This window comes from Stenotrophomonas sp. HMSC10F07, from assembly GCF_001807895.1.
Lineage (GTDB): Bacteria > Pseudomonadota > Gammaproteobacteria > Xanthomonadales > Xanthomonadaceae > Stenotrophomonas > Stenotrophomonas sepilia.
The window spans coordinates 1-18,220 of the sequence record NZ_KV791392.1; the positions used below are offsets into that span (position 1 = coordinate 1).

An 18,220-nucleotide genomic window follows, 5' to 3' on the forward strand; every position below is an offset into this window, starting at 1 on the left:
TGGCGCCAACGCCCCTGCACGGCCCACCCGCCCCGCCGCCGACAGTTCCTTGCGGTCGGCCACGGAGTGAAGGAGGAAGAGCGAAAAGCGGGTCGCGGCGCTGCGCTTGCTCGCAGCCGAGCATGGCTCGGCTCTACAGGAAATTCGTCCCGATACATTCGCTTCCGGGAACGCTTCATCCACGCATGGCGTGGATCTACCGGACGCGCCGGGAGACTGTCAGGGGCGGGGAGGCATGGGTTCGCGGGGGTGTCAGCCGCATGGATGCGGCTGCCAAGGCTACATGGACGTACTTGCGGCGTCCCCCGCGAACCCATGCCTCCCCGCCAAACCCACAGTCCCGCTCTTGCCGTTGCTCCGGCTTCAAAGGCGGGTGCAGGGCCGCAGGCCCTGCAATGCAAAACCTTACTTGCCCCGCAGCCGGCTGTGCCTGAAGCCGTAGCAGAAATAGATCACGAAACCGACGAAGGTCCAGACGCCCATCAGCATCCAGTTGTGCATCGTCATCGCCGACAGCAGGGCAAGGCAACTCAGCACGCCCAGGCTGCAGATCAGCCAGGCCATCGGCATGCGGAACGGGCGCGGCAGGTCCGGCTGGGTGCGGCGCAGGATCAGCACGCCGGCACACACCGCCGCGAACGCGATCAGCGTGCCCATCGAGGTCAGCTCGCCAAGGATGTCCAGTGGGAACAGCGCCGCCAGCAGCGCGATGCCGATGCCGGTGATCACCGTGTTGATGTGCGGGGTGCGGTACTTCGGGTGGATCCTGGTGAACACCGGCGGCAGCAGGCCGTCGCGCCCCATGATCATGAAGATGCGCGGCTGGCCGATGATCATCACCAGTACCACCGAGGACAGTCCGACCAGCGCGCCGACCTCGACCACCCAGCGCAGCCAACCCAGCTGCGGATGCGCGGCCACCGCGGTCACCACCGGTTCGTCGGTGCCCAGCAGCTGGAACGGCACCAGGCCGGTCATCACCGCGGCCATCGCGATGTAGAGCACGGTGCAGACCACCAGCGACAGCATCATGCCGATCGGCATGTCGCGCTGCGGGTTCTTGGATTCCTGCGCCGCCACCGAGACCGCCTCGAAGCCGATGTAGGCGAAGAACACCATCGCCGCGCCACGCAGCACGCCTTCCATACCGTACTTGCCGGGGCCTTCGTTGGCGGGGATGAACGGCGTCCAGTTGCTGGTGTCCACGTACTTCCAGCCGACCACGATGACCAGCAGGATGAGGCCGGTCTTGAGCACGACCATCGCCATGTTCATTGCCGATGACTTGCTGATGCCGACGTAGCACAGCCAGGTCAGCAGCAGTACCAGCGCAGCGGCCGGCAGGTTGGCGATAGCACCGGTGGGACGCAGCTGTGCGTCCAGTGGTGCACTGACCAGCGCCGCTGGCAGATGGATGTCGAACTGGCTGAGCAGGCTGAGGAAGTAGCCGGTCCAGCTGACCGCCACCGCCGACGCAGAGACGCCGTATTCGAGCACCAGCATCCAGCCGATGAACCAGGCCGACAGTTCGCCGAAGGTGGCGTAGGTATAGGTATAGGCGCTGCCGGAAACCGGCACCATCGAGGCGAACTCGGCGTAGGCCAGCGCGCAGAAGGCGCAGCAGATGGCGGCCAGCACGAACGACAGCATGATCGCGGGGCCGGCGTGATTGGCGGCGGCCTGACCGGTGATGACGAAGATGCCGCCGCCGATCACGGCACCGATGCCGAGGGCGGTCAGGCCCCAAGGGCCGAGGTGGCGGCGCAGGCTCAGGCCGTTGGCGTCTTCATGGGCGGCATGCGGGTGCTTGGTGGCCCACAGTTGCTTGAACATGTCTGGTGGTCTTGTCGAAGCGCGCCGTGTCTGGCGCGCGGGGAAAACGGACGGGCCGGCACAGGGCCGGCCCGTAGGCGGATCAGGGTGACTTGGCCAGCTTGCTGTTGCGCATGCCATAGCCGAGATAGATCAGCATGCCCAGCACGGTCCAGCCGACGAACAGGTGCCAGTGCACCACGAACGCCTGCCAGAACAGGAACAGGCAGGCCGCAGCGCCAAGCGGGCAGATGATCCACACCGCCGGCACGCGGAACGGGCGGTGGATCTCCGGCTTGGTATAGCGCAGCACCAGCACGCCGATGCAGACCGTGGCGAAGGCCAACAGGGTGCCCATCGACACCAGTTCGCCCAGCACGTTCAGCGGCACCAGGCCGGCCAGTGCGGCGGCGATCACGCCGACCACGATCGTGGCCCAATAGGGGGTGCGGAAACGAGCGTGGACCTTGCCGAAGAACTTCGGCAGCAGGCCGTCGCGGGAAATGGTGTAGGCGATGCGGGTCTGGCCCATCATCATCACCAGCACCACCGAGGACAGGCCGGCGATGGCGCCGATCTCGACCAGGGTCTTCAGCCAGGACAGGGTCGGGTACGGCTCCAGCGCGGTGGCCACCGGCTTGTCGGTGCCCAGCAGGTGGTACGGCATCATGCCGGTCAGCACCGCGCAGACGATGATGTAGACGATGGTGCACACGGCCAGCGAGCCGAGCAGGCCGATCGGCATGTTGCGCTGGGGATCCTTGGTTTCGCCGGCGGCGGTGGAAACCGCGTCGAAGCCGATGTAGGCGAAGAACACGATGGTGGCCGCGCGGAAGATGCCGCTCCAGCCGAACTCACCCGGCACGCCGGTGTTTTCCGGAATGAAGGGCTGCCAGTTGGCCGGATCGATGTGGGCCGCGCCGATGCCGATGAACAGGCAGATGACGGTGACCTTGATCGCCACGATGATGGCGTTGACGAACGCCGACTGGGTCACGCCCACGTACAGCAGGCCGGACACCGCCGCCACGATCAGCACCGCCGGCAGGTTGAACAGCTTGCCGGAAGAGACGAACTCGCTGCCGGTCCAGGCGATGGGCGCGGCGCTGAGCAGGTCCGGGAAGGGCATGTGCAGCGTGGTGGTGATGAAGCTGATCAGGTAGGCCGACCAACCCACCGCGACCGACGCCGAGGCGAACAGGTACTCCAGCACCAGGCACCAGCCGATGAACCAGGCCATGCCCTCGCCGAGGGTGGCGTAGGAGTAGGAGTAGGCACTGCCGGAGACCGGCATCATCGCCGCGAACTCGGCGTAGCACAGGCCCGCCAGGGCACAGGCGAAACCGGCCAGCACAAACGACAGCATTACCGCCGGGCCGGCGTGGTTGGCCGCGGCCTGGCCGGTCAGCACGAAGATACCAGCGCCGATCACCGCACCCACGCCCAGCAGGATGAGGTGTTTAGCCGTGAGGGTCCGTTTCAACGTGGCTTCGCCGTCCAGGCTGCCTTCGATGGGTTCGCCGGCATCGACGTGCCCGGCCGGCTGGACCGGCTTGACCCTCAACAGAGCTTTCAGCATGCAGTACTTCCTAATGATCGGATGGGGTGGGCCGCCGATACGTTGCCGGCAACCTTGAATGGTGAAGGCCGTGCGAACGGCCCGCTGTACCTTAGCCAAAGCTGAAGCCAACGCACAAGCGCAATCGCAACAATGAACGGCGATAATGAGCAGTATTTTTCCGAACCGCCCCCATTCATGCGCCAGACCGCCGAAACCCTTGCCGTGCTTGATGATCGCCTGCGCGGTCTGTTGCGGGACTATGCCCGCCGCGAGCCCGCCCACGACGCACTGGCTGCCGAATTCGGCACATTGCTGGACGATCCAGAAGATCCGTTCCGTCGCGAACGGCTGGCCGGGCATTTCACCGCCAGCTGCTGGCTGGTCAGTGCCGACGGCCAGCGCCTGCTGCTCACCCATCACCGAAAGCTGCAGCGCTGGCTGCAGCTGGGCGGTCACGCCGACGGCGACCGTGATCTGGCGCAGGTGGCGCTGAAGGAAGCCGAGGAGGAGTCCGGGCTGAGCGGCCTGGTACTGGAAGACCCGGCCATCTTCGACATCGACAAGCATTGGATTCCGGAGCGCAAGGACGTGCCGGGGCACTGGCACTACGACGTGCGTTTCGTGATCCGGGCGCTGGGTGGCGAGGCCTTCGTGCTCAGCGAGGAATCGCTGGACCTGGCCTGGCGGCCGGTGACGGAAGTCGCGGCCGACCCCGAATCGGATGAATCCATGCAGCGCATGGCGCGCCGCTGGCTGGCACGTTGAAAAAAGGGGACGGAGGGGATTAAGTCGTTAATGCATAAACGACTTAATCCCCTCCGTCCCCTTTTTACCTAGTACAGGATGCGCGTCCGCAGCGTGCCCGGAATCGCGGCCAGCTCGTCGCGCACGGCGGCGGCCTGTGCCTCGCTGGCGGTGATGTCGATCACCACGTAGCCCACCTTCGGGTCGGTACGCAGGAACTGGCCGTCGATGTTGACGTTGTGGCGCGAGAAGATCTCGTTGACCCTGGACAGCACGCCCGGCACGTTCTGGTGGATGTGCAGCAGGCGCAGGCTGTCTTCGTGTTCGGGCAGGGTCACTTCCGGGAAGTTGACCGCCGACAGGGTGCTGCCGTTGTCGCTGTAGCGCACCAGCTTGGCTGCCACTTCCACGCCGATGTTGTCCTGCGCTTCCAGCGTGCTGCCGCCTACGTGCGGGGTCAGGATCACGTTGTCGTGGCGGGTCAGCGGCGACTCGAAGATATCGCCGTTGCCCTTCGGTTCGACCGGGAACACGTCCAGCGCGGCACCGCCGACGTGGCCGCTGGCCAGCGCAGCATCCAGCGCATCGATGTCGACCACGGTGCCGCGCGCGGCGTTGATCAGGTGCGCACCCTTGCGCATCTTCGCCAGCTCGGTGCTGCCGATCATCCACTGCGTGGCCGGCGTCTCCGGCACGTGCAGGGTGACGATGTCGGCGCGCGCCAGCAGGTCGTCCAGGCTGGCCGCGGCACGCGCATTGCCCAGCGCCAGCTTGGTTTCCACGTCGTGGAAGATCACCTGCATGCCCAGCGATTCGGCCAGCACGCCGACCTGGGTGCCGATGTGGCCATAACCGATGATGCCCAGCGTCTTGCCACGCACTTCATGGCTGCCGCTGGCCGACTTCGACCAGCCGCCGCGATGACATTCGGCGTTCTTCTGCGGGATGCCGCGGGTCAGCATGATCGCCTCGGCGATCACCAGTTCGGCCACGCTGCGGGTATTGGAATAGGGCGCATTGAACACCGGGATGCCGGCCAGTTCGGCCGCGTCCAGGTCCACCTGGTTGGTGCCGATGCAGAAGCAGCCCACCGCGATCAGGCGCTTCGCCTCGGCCAGCACCTCGGCGCTGAGCTGGGTGCGCGAACGGATGCCGACAATATGTGCCTCGGCGATGCGCGCCTTCAATTCGTCCTCGGGCAGCGCCTTGGTGTGTGCCTCGATCTGGCTGTAGCCGGCGGCGCTGAACACCTCCACGGCGGTCTGGCTGACCCCCTCCAGCAACAGCACGCGGATATCCTGCTTCGGGAACGAGGTCTTCTTCGGCGACATGGGGCAACACGGCCAGTGGGACAGGGGCCAACCACTATGCCAGATCACGGCGCTCATGGTGCAGTGCGCAATTGGTTGCATCCGTAGCTATCTGCCTGTCTGCAGGGCTGGACGCTGGCGCGTGCCGCTGGCACGCTTGCCCGTTCTTCACGCCCCGCGCTGGACCGTCATGACCGATTCCCGCATTGCCTCGCTGCAGCAGGCCTGTCCCGGCCTGAAGCTGAAGACCGACCCGGCCGACCTGGAGCATTACGGGCGCGACTGGACCCGGCGCTGGACGCCGGCGCCGCTGGCGATCGCACTGCCGGCCACGGTCGAGGAGGTACAGGCGGTGATGCGCTGGAGTGCCGCCGAGGGCGTGGCGGTGGTGCCGTCGGGCGGCCGCACCGGCCTCTCGGGTGGCGCGGTGGCGGCCAACGGCGAGCTGGTGCTCAGCCTGGAGAGGATGAACAGGGCGCTGGACTACGACGCGGTCGATCGCACCCTGGTGGTGCAGGCCGGCATGCCGCTGGAGGCCGTGCACAACGCCGCGCTGGACCACGGCCTGATCTACCCGGTGGATTTCGCCGCGCGAGGCTCGTGCACGATCGGCGGCAACATTGCCACCAATGCCGGCGGCATCCGAGTGATCCGCTACGGCAACACCCGCGAGTGGATCGCCGGGCTGAAGGTGGTCACCGCCAGTGGCGAACTGCTCGAGCTCAACAAGGGCCTGATCAAGAACTCCAGCGGCTATGACTTCCGCCAGCTGTTGATCGGTTCGGAGGGCACGCTGGGCGTGATCGTCGAAGCCACCGTGAAGCTGACCGACCCGCCGCCGGCCAGCAACGTGATGCTTCTGGCAGTACCCAGCTTCGAAGTGCTGATGCAGGTGTTCGCCGCGTTCCGCGCGCGCCTGCAGCTGCAGGCCTTCGAGTTCTTCACCGACCGCGCGCTGGAGCATGTGCTGGCGCACGGTGCGCAGGCGCCATTCGACGAGGTGCACCCGTACTACGTGGTCACCGAGTTCGCCGCCAACGACGAAGCGCAGGAAGCGGCGGCGATGGCGGCCTTCGAGGACTGCATGGGCAACGGCTGGGTCAGCGACGGGGTGATCAGTGCCAGCGACGCCCAGGCCGCCCAGCTGTGGCGCCTGCGCGAAGGCATCACCGAATCGCTGGCGCGCTACAAACCCTACAAGAACGACGTCTCGGTACGGATCTCGGCGATGCCGGCGTTCCTGGCAGAGACCCAGGCACTGATCGGGCAAGCCTACCCGCACTTCGACGTGGTCTGGTTCGGCCACATCGGCGACGGCAACCTGCACATCAACGTGCTCAAGCCCGACGACACCAGTGACGCCGATTTCGTGGCGCAGTGCGAGCACGTCACCAAGCTGCTGGCGCAGGTGCTGGCGCGTTTCGATGGCAGCATCTCGGCCGAGCATGGCATCGGCCTGGTCAAGAAGGGCTACCTGGACAGCACCCGCGGCCCGGCCGAAATCGCGCTGATGAAGGCGGTCAAACGCGCGTTCGATCCCCAAGCGCGGCTGAATCCCGGCAAGCTGTTCGACGCCTGAGCCGGGCAAATCCTTCACGCACCCGTTACGCTCCACGCATCCTCACAACCGGCTTCGAACCGATGACCCGTAAGCTTCTGCTGCTCGCCCTGCTGTCCCTGCCGCTGGCCGGCTTCGCTTCCAGCTTCGCCGGCACCTCGGCCGGTTCGGCCACCGGCGCTTCCTCCGGCTCCTCGGGCAGCAGCTCGGGTGATGACAAGGTGGTGCTGGCCGCGCGCGACGATGCCGCTGCGTTCGTTGCCAGCGACGGCCAGATCCGTGGCGCCCGCCTGCAGGCCGCGCTGGTCCACCTGCGTGAGCAGAGCGCCACCGCACAGCTGCAGAGCGACCTGGAACTGGCCCGCGCGCTGTTGGCCCGTTGATCCGGCCTTCGGGTAGTGCCGGCCGCTGGCCGGCAACTGCATGACATCTGCACGGAACGCCGCCACGCTTGGCGTGGCTCTACTGCTGACCGCCCACGTCGCGCCTGCAGCTGAACGCCTGCAGCTTGATCCGTCCGGTCTCGATCCGGCACAGCAGCGGCTCGCCAGCCAGACCCTGGCCGATGTGCAGTCACTATTGCCGGACGGCCTGCTGGCTGCGTTGCCGGCGCAGGTGCGGGTGCGCTGGACGGATGACCTGCCGGCCGATGTGCATGGCCGCACCTTCGCTGGCCGTATCGCGCTGCGCCGGAGTCTGCTGGGCGACAGTGCGCCGGGCGCCCGGCGCGCACGCCGCAGCGCGCTGGTACACGAACTGACGCACGTCGCCGACCGTGGCGGTGCGAACTGGTCGCAGAGCATGCGATGGCGTGACCTCGCGGGTTGGCAGCGCAAGCCCTGGCATCTCGGCCGTGGCGACAACGACTTCCGTGACCGCAGCCCCGATGCGTATGAACTGAAGGACCCGGCCGAGTACCTGGCAGTGAACGCCGAGCATTTCGTGCTCGACAGCGAGTTCGCCTGCCGGCGCCCGGCACTGGCGCGGTGGTACCAGGCCCATTTCGGAACCCCGCCATCGCTGCCGCAGTCGCATTGCGCGACCGCGTTGCCATTGCTGCAGGCCGAATCGGAAGAGGGGGCGGCATCGCTGCTGCAGCTCGACCCCGCGCGTGTCTACGCCGTGGATTACCTGTTCGCCGAAGGCAGCGCGCAGCCAATGAGCCGCTGGGGCCACAGCATGCTGCGATTGGTGATCTGCAGGCCCGGGCGCGCACCGGGACCGGACTGCAGGCTGGATCTTGAACACCACCGCGTGCTGTCCTTCCGCGCGTTCGTGGGCGACGTGCAGATATCCAACTGGCGCGGCTTGACCGGCGGCTACCCGTCGCGGCTGTTCGTGCTGCCGCTGCAGCAGGTGGTGGACGAGTACACCAAGGTCGAACTGCGCGGCCTGCAGTCGCTGCCATTGCGGCTGCAGCGCGATGAGATCGCCAGCCTGCTCGAGCGCACCGCCCAGGTGCACTGGAGCTATGACGGGCGCTATTACTTCGTCAGCAACAACTGTGCGGTGGAGACCGCCAAGCTGCTGCAGGCCGGAGTGCCGCGGCTGGGCGAGGCCGGGCTGGCCCAGCTGAGTCCGCGCGGTCTCAAGCGCCGGCTGGCGCGGCTGGGCATGCTCGACGAGCGGGTACTCACGGACCGCAACGCCGCGCAGGCACAGGGCTATTACTTCGCTTCCGCGCGCGACCACTACCAGCAGTTGTTCACAGTGGCGGCGACCCAGCTGAGCCTGCCCGCCCGCGATGTGCGCGGCTGGTTGAAGCTGCCGGCGGAACAACGGGCACCGTGGCTGCTGAAGGGCGACCTGCGCGCCAGTGCCGGCCTGCTGTTGCTGGAACAGGCCGCACAGCGGCGTGCCGAGCTGCGGGCACGCGATGTGCTCAAGCGGCAGCTGCTGGCTGCTGCGGACAGCGCGGAAACCCGCAGCCTGCGCGGCCTGCTGGCGCAGAGTGGGCAGTGGTTGCGCCCAGGGACGCTGCTGCAGGACGGCGGCTATGGGTTGCCTCTGGGCGACGAGCAGGTACTGTTGTCTGCGGCCGTGACCACTGCCAGTGCGCAGGCGGTACCGGCATGGCAGGCATTGCGTGTGCAGCTTCGCCAGCAGTTGCCGGCGCGGCAGCGTGAGGAAATGGATGCGATCGACGCCAATCTGGCCGCGCTGGGGGCACACCTGCGCACGCAGGCCGCTGGTCCGGCTACTGGCGCGGCAGTTCGATGACGAAACGGCTGCCGCCGCAGCTGCCGGGCGTGCAGTAGGCATGGCCGCCATGTGCATCGGCGATGGCCTTGACCACCGCCAGGCCGAGCCCGCTGCCACCGCCCTGGCGCGAACGTGAGCCGTCGGCGCGCATGAACGGAGTGAAGATGTCGGCATGCAGTCCCGGATCAATGCCCGGGCCTTCATCCTCGATGGCCACCTGCACATGGCCCGGCGTGTCATGCACGGCGATCCGCACCTTGCCTGGGCTGGCATAGCGACGGGCGTTTTCCAGCAGCGCCAGCAGCGCCTGGCGCAGGCGCGTGGGATCACAGTGCGCGTTGTGTTCCTCGCGGCTGGTTTCCAGCTCCAGCACGAAGCCCGCAGCGCGGAACTGCGGGTCGACCAGCGTCATCACCGAATGCACCTCGGCCACCACGTCGGTGCGTGCGCGACGCACGTCCAGCCGTGCGTTGTCGGACAGGCTCAGTACGCGCAGATCTTCAATCAGGCGGGACAGCCCTTCGACCTGGGCGAGCAGGCTGCGGAACTGCGACTCGTCCGGATGGAACACGCCCTCGGCCAGTCCCTGCAGGCGGCCGCGCAGGATCGTCACCGGAGTACGCAGCTCATGTGCGATGGCCGCATGCCACATCGCGCGCTCGCTCTCCATGTGCTGCAGGCGGCGCGCCATCGCATTGAAGTCTTCAACCAGGGTCGCCACTTCGCCCGGCGAATTCTCCTCGACGCTGGCGCGGGCCCCGAGGTCACCGCTGGCGAGGGCACGCACGCTGTCCACCAGCGAATTCAACGGCGACAGGATGCGGTGGGCGAGGCGGAACGAGGCGGCGATGGCCAGCGCCAGGCCGGTCAGGATCACGCCCACCATCCATGCAAGCTCCGGCCCGGTCGGCAACCAGCTTTCCGGCTCTTCGGTACTTCCGGGGAAGAACTCGACCAGCACCGCGTACAGCAGCCACGACGACAGGATCATCATCACGATGACGCCGATCACCATCAGCGACATCGAGACGATGATGTGGCGGCTGAGCCCGGAACGGCGCAGTCGGGCCATCAGCGGTCAGCCATCAACCGGTAGCCGACGCCGCGCACACTGGCCGGAACATTGACCATGCCCACTTCGTCCAGCTTGCGGCGCAGCTTGCTGACATGGCTGTCGACAGTGCGCTCCAGCGCTTCGCTTTCCGGCAGGCATTCGTGCATCAGCTCGCTGCGGCTGAAGATGCGGGTCGGTGCCAGCGCCATGCAGTGCAGCAGCTTGAACTCGGTGAGCGTGAGCAGCACTTCGTGACTGTAGCCTTCGCCCTCCACGTGCACGGCGTGGGTGGCCGAGTCGATCAGCAGCGGGCCGACGCGCAGCGCAGTGGGCGCGTCCACGCGCGAGGCGCGCAGCGTACGCCGCAGCACCGCGCGCACGCGCGCCGCTACCTCGGCCGGGTTGAACGGCTTGACCACGTAGTCGTCGGCACCCATGCGCAGCGCGGTCAGCTTGTCGAGGTCCTGGTCCAGCGCGGTCAGCATGATCACCGGCGTCTCACCACGCTGGCGCAACTGGGTCAGCACGCTCCAGCCATCCAGGCGTGGCAGCTGTACATCGAGCAGGACCAGGTCGGGGCGGGCGCTGCGATGCAGGTCCAGTGCGCCATGGCCATCGGCCGCGCGCAGCGTGCGCAATCCTTCGCGTTCCAGGTAGGCGCTGAGAATATCGGCGATCTCGGCCTCATCCTCGACGATCAGGACGAGGGCGGCGAGGGCGGGGGAGGCATGCATGCAGGGGCGGGGCCGAAAGGTGCTTGCCTCCATCGTATCTCCACAGTTCCTCCATCGAAACCCCATCATTGCCACGCACACTGCGCGCTTCAGAACCTATCCGCCGCCTGCGCGGCATTGTGCACAGCAATGAGAACCTTCAGGACTCCGGTCGCGTTGATCGCGGCCCTCGCCCTGGCCATGACGGCCTGCTCAACCCCCGAAGCCCCTCCCGAAGCCGCACCGCGTGTCAGCGTGATCACCGTCGGCCCACAGGTGGTGCAGCGTGACGACGAACTGCCCGGCCGCGTGGCCGCCGTGCGCACCGCGCAGATCCGTGCGCAGGTGGGCGGCATCGTGCAGCGCCGGCTGTTCGACCAGGGGGCCGAAGTGAGCGCCGGCCAGGCCCTGTTCCAGATCGACCCGGCCGCGTTCCGGGCCGACGTCGATTCGGCGCTGGCTGCCCTGCAGCGCAGTGAGGCCGCGCTGGGCCGCAGCCGCGTGCAATCGCAGCGCCTGCATGCGCTGGCCGCCGCACAGGCGGTCAGCCAACAGCATCGCGACGATGCCATCGCCGAATACGAGCAGGCCCGTGCCGCAGTGAACGAAGCGCGCGCGATCCTGTCCCGTCGCCAGCTCGATCTGCGTTACGCGACGGTCAGTGCACCCATTGCCGGCCGTATCGACCAGGCGCTGGTGACCGAAGGTGCGCTGGTCGGCGTGGCTGATGCCGAGCCGATGGCGGTGGTGCAGCAGATCGACCAGGTCTACGTTGATGTGCGCCAACCGGCGGCGCAGCTGGAGTCGCTGCAGCGCAGTGCCGCCGGTGATGGCGAGCTGCCGGTGACGATCATCGGTGCGGCCGGCAAGCCGCTGCCCGAGCGCGGGCAGCTGCTGTTCTCCGGCATCAATGTCGATGCGCGGACGGGTGACGTGATCCTGCGCATCCTGGTTGACAACCCGCAGCGGCAGCTGCTGCCCGGCATGTACGTGCGCGCGAGGGTGCCACGTGGCGCGCCCGCCAGTGCATTGACCGTGCCACAGCAGGCGGTGCTGCGCAGCGCCGGTGGCCAGGCCTATGCCTGGGTGATCGGCGCCGACGGCAAGGCGGTGATCCGCACGCTGGAAGTGGACGGTAGTGTCGATCGCCAGTGGCTGGTGCGCACGGGCTTGAAGGCCGGCGAGAAAGTGGTGGTCGAGGGCCAGGAGCGCCTGCAGGAAGGCGTGGTGGTCGATGCGCGCGACTGGCAGATGCCGGTTGCCAGCGCCGGTGCAGTACAGGCCGGCAGCAAGGGCTGAGCCTGTTCCGGGCCGGTCCCTCCAGGAAAATCCAACATGGCACGTTTCTTCATCGATCGCCCGGTGTTCGCTTGGGTGCTGGCGATCTTCATCATCCTGGCCGGCGTGCTGGCGATCCCGCGGCTGGCGGTGGAGCGCTATCCAGCAGTCGCCCCGCCCAGCGTCAGCATCTATGCCAGCTACCCGGGTGCCAGCCCGCAGACGCTGAATGATGCCGTGGTTGGCCTGATCGAGCGCGAGCTGTCCAGCGTCAAGCACCTGCTGTACTTCGAGTCGTCGGTGGACACGTCCGGCGAAGCGTCGATCACTGCCACCTTCAAGCCCGGCACCAATCCGGAGCTGGCGCAGGTGGACGTGCAGAACCGGATCAAGGCGATCGAACCACGGCTGCCGCGCAGCGTGCGCCAGAGCGGCCTGTTCGTGGAGACCGCTGATTCCGGCTTCCTGATGCTGGTCGGCCTGCGTTCGCCCGATGCCAGCGTCAGCGAGGCCGCGCTGGGCGATTTCATGGCGCGCAACATCATCGAAGAGCTGCGCCGTATCGATGGCGTCGGCCGCGTGCAGTTGTTCGGTGCCGAGCAGGCGATGCGCGTGTGGCTGGACCCGACCCGGTTGACCGGCTACGGCCTGACCATGGGCGATGTGGCAACCGCGATCGAGCAGCAGAATCTGGAGATTTCGCCAGGACGCATTGGTGATTCGCCGGGTGTTGCAGGCCAGCGCATCACCGTGCCGCTCAGTGCCGACGGCCAGTTGTCCACGCCCGAACAGTTCGCGGCGATCGTACTGCGTGCCGGCGCCGACGGTTCACGGGTGGTGCTGGGTGATGTCGCCCGCGTCGAGCTGGGCGCGCAGAGCTATGCCTGGGGCACCCGCGAGGACGGCCATCCAGCCACCGCCGCCGGCGTGCAGCTGCGCCCGGGCGCGAACGCGGTGCGTACCGCTGCGGCGGTGCGTGAGCGCATGGCTGAGCTGGCGCCCCTGCTGCCGCGCGGGGTGGAAGCGAGCATCCCGTTCGACACCGCGCCGTTCGTGAAGATCTCGATCCAGAAGGTAGTGCAGACCCTGCTGGAGGCGATGCTGCTGGTGTTCGCGGTGATGTACCTGTTCCTGCAGAACTGGCGTTACACGCTGATCCCGGCGCTGGTCGCACCGATCGCGCTGCTGGGTACGTTCGCGGTGATGCTGGCGCTGGGCTTCTCGATCAACGTGCTGACCATGTTCGGCATGGTGCTGGCGATCGGCATCATCGTCGACGATGCGATCGTGGTGGTCGAGGGCGTGGAACGGATCATGGCCGAGGAGGGCCTGCCGCCGCGCGAGGCCACCATCAAGGCGATGCGTGAACTGACAGGCGCAGTGATCGGCATCACCCTGGTGCTGACTGCGGTGTTCATCCCGATGGCGCTGGCCAGCGGTTCGGTGGGCGCGATCTACCGCCAGTTCACCGTGGCGATGGCGGTGTCGATCCTGTTCTCGGCGCTGCTGGCCCTGAGCCTGACGCCGGCGCTGTGCGCGACCCTGCTGCGCCAGGCCACCCACGGCCATCACGGTCGCGGTGGGCTGTTCGGCGCCTTCAACCGGGGTTTCGAGCGGATGACCGGGCGTTACCAGCGTGGTGTGGCGTCGGTGCTGCAGCGGAGCGGGCGGGTGATGGGCGTGTTCGCCGCGCTGGTGGCGGCGTTGCTGCTGGGCCTGCACTGGCTGCCGGGTGCATTCCTGCCGGAAGAAGACCAGGGCTATTTCATGACCTCGATCCAGCTGCCGGCCGAGGCGACGGCCGAGCGTACGCTGGCCGTTGTCGAAGCCTATGAACGGCACGTGGCCTCGCGTCCGGGCATCGGCTCCAACCAGTCGATCCTCGGCTACAGCTTTTCCGGTTCCGGCCCGAGTGCGGCGCTGACCTACACCATGCTGAAGGACTGGGGTGAGCGCGCAGGCGCAACCGCGGCCGGTGAGGTGGAGGCCGCACAGCAGGCGATGGCCACGGTTGCCGAGGGTGAGGTGATGAGCGTGATGCCGCCGGCCATCGACAGCCTGGGTCGTTCCTCCGGCTTCTCGCTGGCCCTGCAGGCGCGTACCGGGCAGGGCCAGGCCGAACTGCGCGCAGCCCTGCAGCAGCTGCTGAAGCTGGCCGAAGCCAGCCCGTTGCTGTCGGAGGTGCATGCCGATGGCCTGCCAGCCGGCACCAGCGTGCGGCTGGAGATCGACCGCGCCAAGGCCGAGGCGATGGGCGTGGGCTTCGAGCACATCAGCAGCACGCTGTCGGCGGCCATGGGCTCGCAGTACGTCAACGACTTCCCCAACAAGGGACGGCTGCAGCAGGTGATCCTGCAGGCCGATGCGCCGCACCGGATGGAGCTGGAAGACGTGCTGAAGCTGTACGTGCGCAACAGCGAGGGCGGCATGGTGGCGTTGTCCGAGCTGGTCACCCCGCACTGGACCGAGGCGCCGTTGCAGCTGCAACGCTATCTTGGTTTCCCGGCGCTGAACCTGTCCGGCGCCCCGGCCTCTGGCGTGTCGACCGGCCAGGCCATGGCGGAGATGGAGCGGTTGGCCGAAAAGCTGCCGTCCGGCTTCGCCCTGCAATGGACCAGCCAGTCGCTGCAGGAGCGTGAGTCGGGGGCGCAGGCGCCGTGGCTGCTGCTGTTGTCGATGCTGGTGGTGTTCCTGGTGCTTGCCGCGCTGTACGAGAGCTGGTCGATTCCGTTGGCGGTGCTGCTGGTGGTGCCCCTGGGCCTGCTTGGCGCGGTCGCCGCGGTGCTGTTGCGCGGCATGCCCAACGACGTGTTCTTCAAGGTCGGCATGATCACCGTGATCGGGCTGTCGGCGAAGAACGCGATCCTCATCGTCGAATTCGCGCGGCAGCTGCAGCAGCAGGGGCGCGGCCTGGTTGAAGCAGCGCTGGAGGCGGCGCGGCTGCGCCTGCGTCCGATCGTGATGACCTCGCTGGCGTTCGCGCTGGGCGTGGTGCCACTGATGCTGGCGCAGGGCGCGTCGAAGGAAACCCAGCAGGCGATTGGAACCGGTGTGTTCGGCGGCATGGTCAGTGCGACCGTGCTGGCGGTGTTCTTCGTGCCGGTCTTCTATGTAGTGGTGCAGGGCGCGCGGCAGTGGATCGCGCAGCGCCTGCGCAGGCGCCGGCCGATGCCGGGAGGAACCGTGGATGGAACGGAACATCGTTGAAGATCTGCATGAGCAGCAGTTGATGGCGCTGGAACAGCGCCTGTGCGCAGCGCTGCTGGAGAACAATCACGATGCGTTGAACGCGCTGGTATCGCCAGCCTTGTTCATGATGGACGGCCACGGTGGCCGCATGCTCGATCTGCCGTGGCTGGGTGATTGGTTGGCGGGTAGCCTGCAGGTGCGAGGCCTGCAGCTGCACGCCGTTGAAACGCTGCTGTGTGGTCGGCTGGCACTGCTGTCCAGCAACGTGCGGATGTCGGTCTGGCAGCAGGGCCGCGAGCGCGAAGTGAAGTTGCGCCTGTTGCGGGTCTGGACCTGCAGTTCCGGCGGCAGTGGCGCGCAGCTGCTGTCGATGGCGGTGCTGGCCGCATGAGTGCGGTCAGGCCGTTTTCAGGCCCCGCTCACCGCGAGGTGGTAGGGTCGAGCATTCCTGTAGTGTCGACAAGGAGTCGAGCCATGCGTGTAGTTCCCAGTCTGTTGGCAGCCTCCCTGGGGTTGGTCCTGGCCGCGTGCCAACCGGCCCAGGCACCCGCGGCGGGCAGCAATGACGCCCCGCCTGCCACGCTGCAGCCGAGCGCCAACACGGAAGGTGGCAGCGAGACCGCCTACCAGTGTGGTGATCTGAGTGTGGGCGCGACCTTCAATGGCGAGGATGCTGCCACGCTGGTGATCGGCGAGCGTAGCTTCGCCATGACTTCCGAGCGCGCGGCATCCGGCGCCAAGTACAGCGATGGCCTCGGCAACAGCTTCTGGACCAAGGGCAGCAATGATGGCCTGCTGAGCCTGAAGGGCGAGCCGGATCGCGAGTGCCATGCGGTGGAAGCCACCGAAGGCGATGGCAGCGCCGGCAATGCCGCGTTCCGTGCCACCGGCAATGAACCCGGATGGCTTGCAGTCGTCGATGGCGATATGCCGGGCCTGCAGGTGGAAGTTGACTATGGCGAGCGCCGCTTTGACGTGGCCAAGCCAACCAAGGGTGCCGACGGCTGGAGCGGCAAGGCGTCCGATGGTACCGACGTCAAGCTGAGTTTCCAGCGCACTACCTGCCAGGACGATATGAGCGGGGAGGCGTTCGAGGCGAAGGTGATGCTGACCGTCGGTACCCGCCAGTACCACGGCTGCGGCAATTTCGGCGCGAAGCAGCCGTAAGTTACCTGTAGAGCCGAGCCTACGCTCGGCTGCAGTACCTGTCCAACCCACCGCAGCCGAGCACGGGCCCGGCTCTACACAACTACTGTCAGCGATGCGCTGCTTGCTGCCTGCGGCGAACTTGCCGCAGGCAGCGATCGACAGGCGATCGGCGCAGGGTGCTTAGTCGGCACGGCCGGCGAATTCGCCGGTGGCGGTGTTCACCAGCACGCGCTCGCCGTTGACGATGTACTCCGGCACCATGATCTCGATGCCGGTGTTGAGCTTGGCCGGCTTCGGGCGCTTGGTGGCGGTGCCACCCTTCAGTTCCGGCGGCGTCTCGATCACTTCCAGCACCACGGAGGCCGGCAGCTGGATCGCCACCGGCTGCTCGTCGATCACCTGCACGTAGATGCCGGTCAGGCCGTCGGTGATGTAACCGGCGTCATCGCCGATCACGTCCGCATCCAGGGTGTACGGGGTGTAGTCCTCGTCATCCAGGAACACAAAGGCATCGCCGTCCTTGTACGAATAGGTGGACTGGCGGCGCAGCAGTTCGACCTCGACCAGGTTGTCGTCGGCATCGAAGCTGGCGTCGAGCTTGTTGCCGCCCGGCACGCTGTACATGATGAAGCGGAAGCGGACGTTGCCGCCGCGACCCTGCGGCGAGCTGCGCTCGATGTCGCGGATCTGGTACACGCCGTTGTTGTACTCGACGACGTTGCCCTTCTTGATGTCGTTGGCTTTCATGGTGATCTAGGTCGTTGGGGGAGGGCGCCGTCCCGGCGCCCGGGGGAATCACTTCGGAGCGAGGCGGGTAGCGCCGTCCAGGCGGATGGTCTCGCCGTTGAGGTAGGTGTTGCCAAGGATGAAGCCGACCAGGCTGGCGAAGTCTTCCGGCTTGCCCAGGCGCGACGGGAACGGGATCGAGGCGGCCAGCGACTGCTGCACGGCTTCGGGCATGCCATCGACCATCGGCGTCCAGAACACGCCCGGGGCGATGGTATTGACGCGGATGCCGAAGCGCGACAGTTCGCGCGCCATCGGCAGCGTCATCGAGACCACGCCGCCCTTGCTGGCGGCATAGGCGGCCTGGCCGATCTGGCCTTCATAGGCAGCGATGCTGGCGGTGTTGATGATGACGCCGCGCTCGCCGTCGGTGCCGGCCTCGTTGTGCTGCATGCGGTTGGCCGCGGCCTTGGCGACATTGAAGCTGCCGACCAGGTTGACCATCACCGTGCCCTGGAAGCCGGCCAGCGGCATCGGGCCGTCCTTGCCCAGCACGCGGCCGGCGCCGAGGATGCCGGCACAGTTCATCGCCACGTTCAGGCCGCCGAGGAAATCGTGGGCCTGGTCGATGGCTGCCGAGACGGCCGCTTCATCGCTGACGTTGACGTTGAAATAGCGGGCCTTGTCGGCACCCAGCCCGGCAATGGCGGCGGCGCCCTTGGCGTCGTTGAGGTCGAACAGGGCCACCTTGCCGCCCTGGGCGACGAGGTGCTGGGCCACGGCCAGGCCGAGGCCGGAGACGCCGCCAGTGATCACGGCACGTACGGAAGACAGCTGCATTGAACGGTCCTGCAGGTTCGAGAACCGCCGATTCTAACGGAAGCCGTGACCGCCGCCGTTGTGCACTGCGCCGCCGTTGTGCAC

15 protein-coding genes are annotated in these 18,220 nt (G+C 67.2%); 8 read left to right on the forward strand and 7 right to left on the reverse strand.

Features of this window, described 5'->3' with window-relative positions:
- Positions 1 to 405: 405 nt before the first annotated feature.
- Both HMPREF3114_RS11110 and HMPREF3114_RS11115 read right to left on the reverse strand, forming a co-directional pair.
- On the reverse strand, positions 406 to 1,833 hold the full coding sequence (locus HMPREF3114_RS11110; RefSeq protein WP_053500013.1) for an amino acid permease: 1,428 nt from the start codon (positions 1,831 to 1,833) through the stop codon (positions 406 to 408).
- A gap of 82 nt (positions 1,834 to 1,915) precedes the next feature.
- Positions 1,916 to 3,391 (reverse strand): amino acid permease, encoded by a 1,476-nt coding sequence (locus HMPREF3114_RS11115; protein WP_005416354.1) that lies wholly within the window; start codon positions 3,389 to 3,391, stop codon positions 1,916 to 1,918.
- Positions 3,392 to 3,523: 132 nt separating this feature from the next.
- Here HMPREF3114_RS11115 and HMPREF3114_RS11120 point away from each other — a divergent pair, with 132 nt between their 5' ends.
- The gene (locus HMPREF3114_RS11120; RefSeq protein WP_080375108.1) at positions 3,524 to 4,138 is read left to right on the forward strand and encodes an NUDIX hydrolase; all 615 of its coding nucleotides are present in this window, start codon (positions 3,524 to 3,526) and stop codon (positions 4,136 to 4,138) included.
- A 68-nt stretch (positions 4,139 to 4,206) separates the two neighbouring features.
- Here the strand turns inward: HMPREF3114_RS11120 and serA are convergent, their stop codons facing one another.
- Positions 4,207 to 5,448, reverse strand: coding sequence for a phosphoglycerate dehydrogenase (gene serA / locus HMPREF3114_RS11125; RefSeq protein WP_005416356.1), 1,242 nt, complete (start codon positions 5,446 to 5,448; stop codon positions 4,207 to 4,209).
- 169 nt (positions 5,449 to 5,617) lie between these two features.
- Between serA and HMPREF3114_RS11130 the strand changes: the two genes are divergently transcribed.
- The 3 genes from HMPREF3114_RS11130 to HMPREF3114_RS11140 all read left to right on the forward strand — a co-directional run bounded on the left by HMPREF3114_RS11130 (position 5,618) and on the right by HMPREF3114_RS11140 (position 9,205).
- Positions 5,618 to 7,006 (forward strand): FAD-binding oxidoreductase, encoded by a 1,389-nt coding sequence (locus tag HMPREF3114_RS11130; RefSeq protein ID WP_005416357.1) that lies wholly within the window; start codon positions 5,618 to 5,620, stop codon positions 7,004 to 7,006.
- Positions 7,007 to 7,068: 62 nt separating this feature from the next.
- Positions 7,069 to 7,368 (forward strand): DUF2388 domain-containing protein, encoded by a 300-nt coding sequence (locus tag HMPREF3114_RS11135; protein ID WP_005416358.1) that lies wholly within the window; start codon positions 7,069 to 7,071, stop codon positions 7,366 to 7,368.
- 40 nt (positions 7,369 to 7,408) lie between these two features.
- Positions 7,409 to 9,205 (forward strand): DUF7844 domain-containing protein, encoded by a 1,797-nt coding sequence (locus tag HMPREF3114_RS11140; RefSeq protein ID WP_065196995.1) that lies wholly within the window; start codon positions 7,409 to 7,411, stop codon positions 9,203 to 9,205.
- On the opposite strand, the gene HMPREF3114_RS11145 is transcribed toward HMPREF3114_RS11140, so the two are convergent.
- Both HMPREF3114_RS11145 and HMPREF3114_RS11150 read right to left on the reverse strand, forming a co-directional pair.
- Entirely contained in the window at positions 9,183 to 10,259 is a 1,077-nt protein-coding gene (locus HMPREF3114_RS11145) for an ATP-binding protein (protein WP_005416360.1), read from the reverse strand. The two genes, HMPREF3114_RS11140 and HMPREF3114_RS11145, sit on opposite strands and share 23 nt — an antisense overlap.
- A complete protein-coding gene (locus HMPREF3114_RS11150; protein ID WP_176746379.1) occupies positions 10,259 to 10,975 on the reverse strand; it encodes a response regulator in 717 nt (238 codons plus the stop codon). Before HMPREF3114_RS11150 ends, HMPREF3114_RS11145 begins: the two co-directional genes overlap by 1 nt.
- Positions 10,976 to 11,104: 129 nt before the next feature.
- On the opposite strand from HMPREF3114_RS11150, the gene HMPREF3114_RS11155 reads away from it, so the two are divergent.
- From HMPREF3114_RS11155 to HMPREF3114_RS11170, 4 genes are all read left to right on the forward strand, one after another.
- Positions 11,105 to 12,253, forward strand: coding sequence for an efflux RND transporter periplasmic adaptor subunit (locus tag HMPREF3114_RS11155; protein ID WP_070489780.1), 1,149 nt, complete (start codon positions 11,105 to 11,107; stop codon positions 12,251 to 12,253).
- Between the two features lie 36 nt (positions 12,254 to 12,289).
- A complete protein-coding gene (locus HMPREF3114_RS11160; protein ID WP_070489782.1) occupies positions 12,290 to 15,439 on the forward strand; it encodes a multidrug efflux RND transporter permease subunit in 3,150 nt (1,049 codons plus the stop codon).
- The gene (locus HMPREF3114_RS11165) at positions 15,420 to 15,812 is read left to right on the forward strand and encodes a nuclear transport factor 2 family protein (protein WP_070489784.1); all 393 of its coding nucleotides are present in this window, start codon (positions 15,420 to 15,422) and stop codon (positions 15,810 to 15,812) included. Before HMPREF3114_RS11160 ends, HMPREF3114_RS11165 begins: the two co-directional genes overlap by 20 nt.
- Before the next feature lie 83 nt (positions 15,813 to 15,895).
- On the forward strand, positions 15,896 to 16,588 hold the full coding sequence (locus HMPREF3114_RS11170; protein WP_070489786.1) for a COG3650 family protein: 693 nt from the start codon (positions 15,896 to 15,898) through the stop codon (positions 16,586 to 16,588).
- A gap of 162 nt (positions 16,589 to 16,750) precedes the next feature.
- Here the strand turns inward: HMPREF3114_RS11170 and yeiP are convergent, their stop codons facing one another.
- Together yeiP and HMPREF3114_RS11180 are read right to left on the reverse strand one after the other, a co-directional pair.
- Positions 16,751 to 17,317 carry an elongation factor P-like protein YeiP gene (gene yeiP / locus HMPREF3114_RS11175; protein ID WP_005409468.1) on the reverse strand — a complete coding sequence of 189 codons (567 nt, stop codon included), beginning with the start codon at positions 17,315 to 17,317 and terminating at the stop codon, positions 16,751 to 16,753.
- A gap of 48 nt (positions 17,318 to 17,365) precedes the next feature.
- Positions 17,366 to 18,136, reverse strand: a complete 771-nt coding sequence (locus HMPREF3114_RS11180; protein ID WP_070489788.1) for an SDR family oxidoreductase — start codon at positions 18,134 to 18,136, stop codon at positions 17,366 to 17,368.
- Positions 18,137 to 18,220 lie beyond the last annotated feature (84 nt).